Source organism: Pseudomonas sp. 91RF (assembly GCF_003576265.1).
Lineage (GTDB): Bacteria > Pseudomonadota > Gammaproteobacteria > Pseudomonadales > Pseudomonadaceae > Aquipseudomonas > Aquipseudomonas kribbensis.
Window position 1 is genome coordinate 1 of record NZ_QWFC01000021.1, and the last position, 3,016, is coordinate 3,016.

Annotated in this window: 4 protein-coding genes and 3 tRNA genes; all 7 read left to right on the forward strand. The window is 52.8% G+C overall.

Annotated features, from left to right (window positions below; genetic code table 11):
* Positions 1-199: 199 nt before the first annotated feature.
* On the forward strand, positions 200-1,153 hold the full coding sequence (gene birA, locus DXT77_RS09100; protein ID WP_119427406.1) for a bifunctional biotin--[acetyl-CoA-carboxylase] ligase/biotin operon repressor BirA: 954 nt from the start codon (positions 200-202) through the stop codon (positions 1,151-1,153).
* Positions 1,143-1,892, forward strand: coding sequence for a pantothenate kinase (locus DXT77_RS09105; RefSeq protein WP_119427407.1), 750 nt, complete (start codon positions 1,143-1,145; stop codon positions 1,890-1,892). The genes birA and DXT77_RS09105 overlap by 11 nt, the downstream gene beginning before the upstream one ends.
* A 7-nt stretch (positions 1,893-1,899) precedes the next feature.
* Positions 1,900-2,325, forward strand: a complete 426-nt coding sequence (locus DXT77_RS09110) for a hypothetical protein (RefSeq protein WP_119427408.1) — start codon at positions 1,900-1,902, stop codon at positions 2,323-2,325.
* 143 nt (positions 2,326-2,468) lie between these two features.
* Positions 2,469-2,553, forward strand: a tRNA-Tyr gene (locus DXT77_RS09115).
* A 25-nt stretch (positions 2,554-2,578) separates the two neighbouring features.
* Positions 2,579-2,652, forward strand: a tRNA-Gly gene (locus DXT77_RS09120).
* Between the two features lie 26 nt (positions 2,653-2,678).
* Positions 2,679-2,754 (forward strand) — tRNA-Thr (locus tag DXT77_RS09125).
* Positions 2,755-2,838: 84 nt separating this feature from the next.
* Positions 2,839-3,016, forward strand: a 178-nt coding sequence (locus tag DXT77_RS09130) for a GTP-binding protein (protein ID WP_236223339.1), incomplete at its 3' end; no start/stop codon positions are given.

Genomic DNA, 3,016 nt, shown 5'->3' on the forward strand with positions numbered 1-3,016 from the left:
AAGTGAAACGATGCATCGCCGATGGTAGTGTGGGGTTTCCCCATGTGAGAGTAGGTCATCGTCAAGATTAAATTCCGAAACCCCAATTGCGAAAGCAGTTGGGGTTTTGTTTTGCCCGCAGGAAAGTCGGCTGTTTGAATTCTATGCAACAGCTCGGTGCATGGCTATTATTCGGGCCTCATTCCGAGGCGAGACCTGCATGCTGACGTTGTTGAATCTTCTGAAGGATGGGCGATTCCATTCGGGCCAGGCTCTGGGGGGCGCCCTGGGAATTAGTCGAAGTGCAGTGTGGAAGCAGCTTCAGCATCTTGAGGCTGAGCTTGGGCTGTCCATACATAAAGTTCGAGGGCGAGGCTACCAGTTGGCTTCGCCGCTGATGCTGCTCGACTCGCTCAAGATCGAGGAGAGTCTTGCGGACTGGTCCGTGAGTGTCTTCAACTCAATCGACTCTACTAACGCCGAATCGCTGCGTGCCGTTGAGCGGGGCCAAATGGCCCCCTTTCTGATACTGGCTGAGCGACAAATATCTGGACGTGGGCGCAGAGGTCGCAAATGGGTAAGCCCGTTTGCCGAGAATCTCTATTACAGTCTCGTGTTGCGTATTGACGGTGGGATGCGCCAGCTTGAAGGGTTAAGTCTCGTTGTCGGTCTTGCAGTCATGCAAACCTTGCGAGCGCTTGGGGTGGCGGGTGCCGGGTTGAAGTGGCCCAATGATGTTTTGGTGGGGCGAAAAAAAATCGCGGGAATCTTGCTGGAGCTGGTTGGGGATCCGGCAGATGTGTGTCATGTAGTACTAGGTATCGGTATAAACGTGAACATGCAAACAGCCGACGAGGTTGATCAGCAGTGGACCTCGATACGGCTCGAGTCTGGGAAGCCTTGTGATCGCAATAGTCTGGTGGTTGAGCTGAGCCGACAGTTGCAGCTTTATTTACGGCGTCACCAATCAGGCGGTTTCTCAGCGCTTCAGGCGGAGTGGGAGGCGAGCCATTTATGGCAAGGGCGGCCGGTTTCTCTCACTGCCGGCGTTACTCAGATAGATGGCGTGGTACTGGGGGTCGATAATCAGGGTGCGCTGCGATTGAAGGTAGATGGTGTGGAAAGAGTCTTTAGTGGTGGTGAGCTCAGCTTGAGGTTGCGTGATGATTCTTGAGCTTGATTGCGGCAATAGCTTCATCAAGTGGCGGGTGCTGAATGGCGAGGCCGGTACCCTTGTCGCGGAAGGGGTGGTCGACTCTGATGGGGCATTAGTCGGCAATCTTCGTTCGCTCGATAAGTTGTCTCTCGGCAAATGCCGCCTTGTCAGCGTAAGAACTGAAGACGAGACCAATTTGCTGATTGGTCTCCTCAAGCGTGAGTTCGATATATCCGTTGTCTGTGCGACACCTGCTCGCGAAATGTCTGGCGTCAAGAACGGCTATGAGGACTACGAGCGTCTGGGCCTTGATCGCTGGTTGGCGATGCTTGGTGGCTTTCATCTGGCTGGCGGGGCTTGTCTGGTTCTTGATTTTGGGACGGCGGTGACTGCTGATTTCATCTCGTCGGAAGGTGAGCATCTGGGAGGCTTCATTTGTCCTGGTATGCCATTGATGCGAAATCAATTGCGTACGCATACTCGAAAGATTCGCTATGGCGATCTGGCGGCGGAGCGTGCATTGACGAGTCACGTTCCGGGGCGCAATACGGTCGAGGCGGTGGAGCGTGGCTGTTCGTTGATGCTCAGGGGGTTCGTACTGACGCAGTTGGAAATGGCGCGTTCCTACTGGGGAGAAAGCTTCAGTGTCTTCATCACTGGGGGGGATGCTGAGTTAGTGTCGGATGTTGTGCCTGAGGCCAGGGTGGTTCCTGATTTGGTGTTCGTCGGTTTGGCTATGGCTTGTCCTTTGTCCTGAGGTTTGTATGCGTTGGTTGTTTCTCCTGCTTCTGGTACTCAATGTGTTTTATTACGTCTGGCATCAGCAGGAGGCGCCACTGCGTGCAAAGGATGTCACGCCTCTGCGTCTTTATAGTGGTTCGCAGCAGGATATCCGCTTGCTGAGTGAGGCTGGTGATGTTTCGCGGGGTGCGAAGACTGATGGGCAGTGTCTATATATAGGTGGGTTGAGTCGTCCTGAAGCGGCACAAGCTCTGGGGCAGAGTCTAGCTGAGTTGGGAGTGAAGGCTCAGGCTGTGCCTAAAGACCTTTCCAGCAATGCATATTGGTTCCGAATTACACCCGAAACCCAGCGTTTGCTGGGGGATGCTCAGATACAAAACCTTTCCAAGGAATTCAATGAGTTAAAACATAAAATAATGCTGTGTGAGGGGGTTGCACCTGCGGAATAGTTTGCATAGAATGGCGCCCGCTCCACAGCGAAGACCTGAAAGGGTTTAAGCAGTGAGGTGATGTCAACGCAGCTAACCTCAGGTTTTTAAATGAGAAAATGCTTGACAAGGGTTTGGCATAGTATAGAATGCCGGCCTGATTAGGAGGGGTTCCCGAGCGGCCAAAGGGATCAGACTGTAAATCTGACGTCTACGACTTCGAAGGTTCGAATCCTTCTCCCTCCACCAGATTTTAGCGTGAGCTGCAGGCTCCGCGGGTATAGTTTAGTGGTAGAACCTCAGCCTTCCAAGCTGATGATGCGGGTTCGATTCCCGCTACCCGCTCCAAGTTTGCAGGTTGTGCAAAGTGTTACGCTCTTGTAGCTCAGTTGGTAGAGCACACCCTTGGTAAGGGTGAGGTCAGCGGTTCAAATCCGCTCAAGAGCTCCATATAACAAGGCAGATATGAAAATATCTGCCTTTGTTTTAATGGCTAGGGTTGTTTGCTTATTTCTTCTGTTAGGGGTGATATCGATGGCTAAGGAAAAATTTGATCGTTCCCTACCGCACGTCAACGTCGGAACTATCGGTCACGTTGACCACGGTAAAACCACTCTGACCGCTGCTCTGACTCGCGTCTGCTCCGAAGTTTTCGGTTCGGCCGTAGTTGAATTCGACAAGATCGACAGCGCTCCAGAAGAAAAAGCTCGCG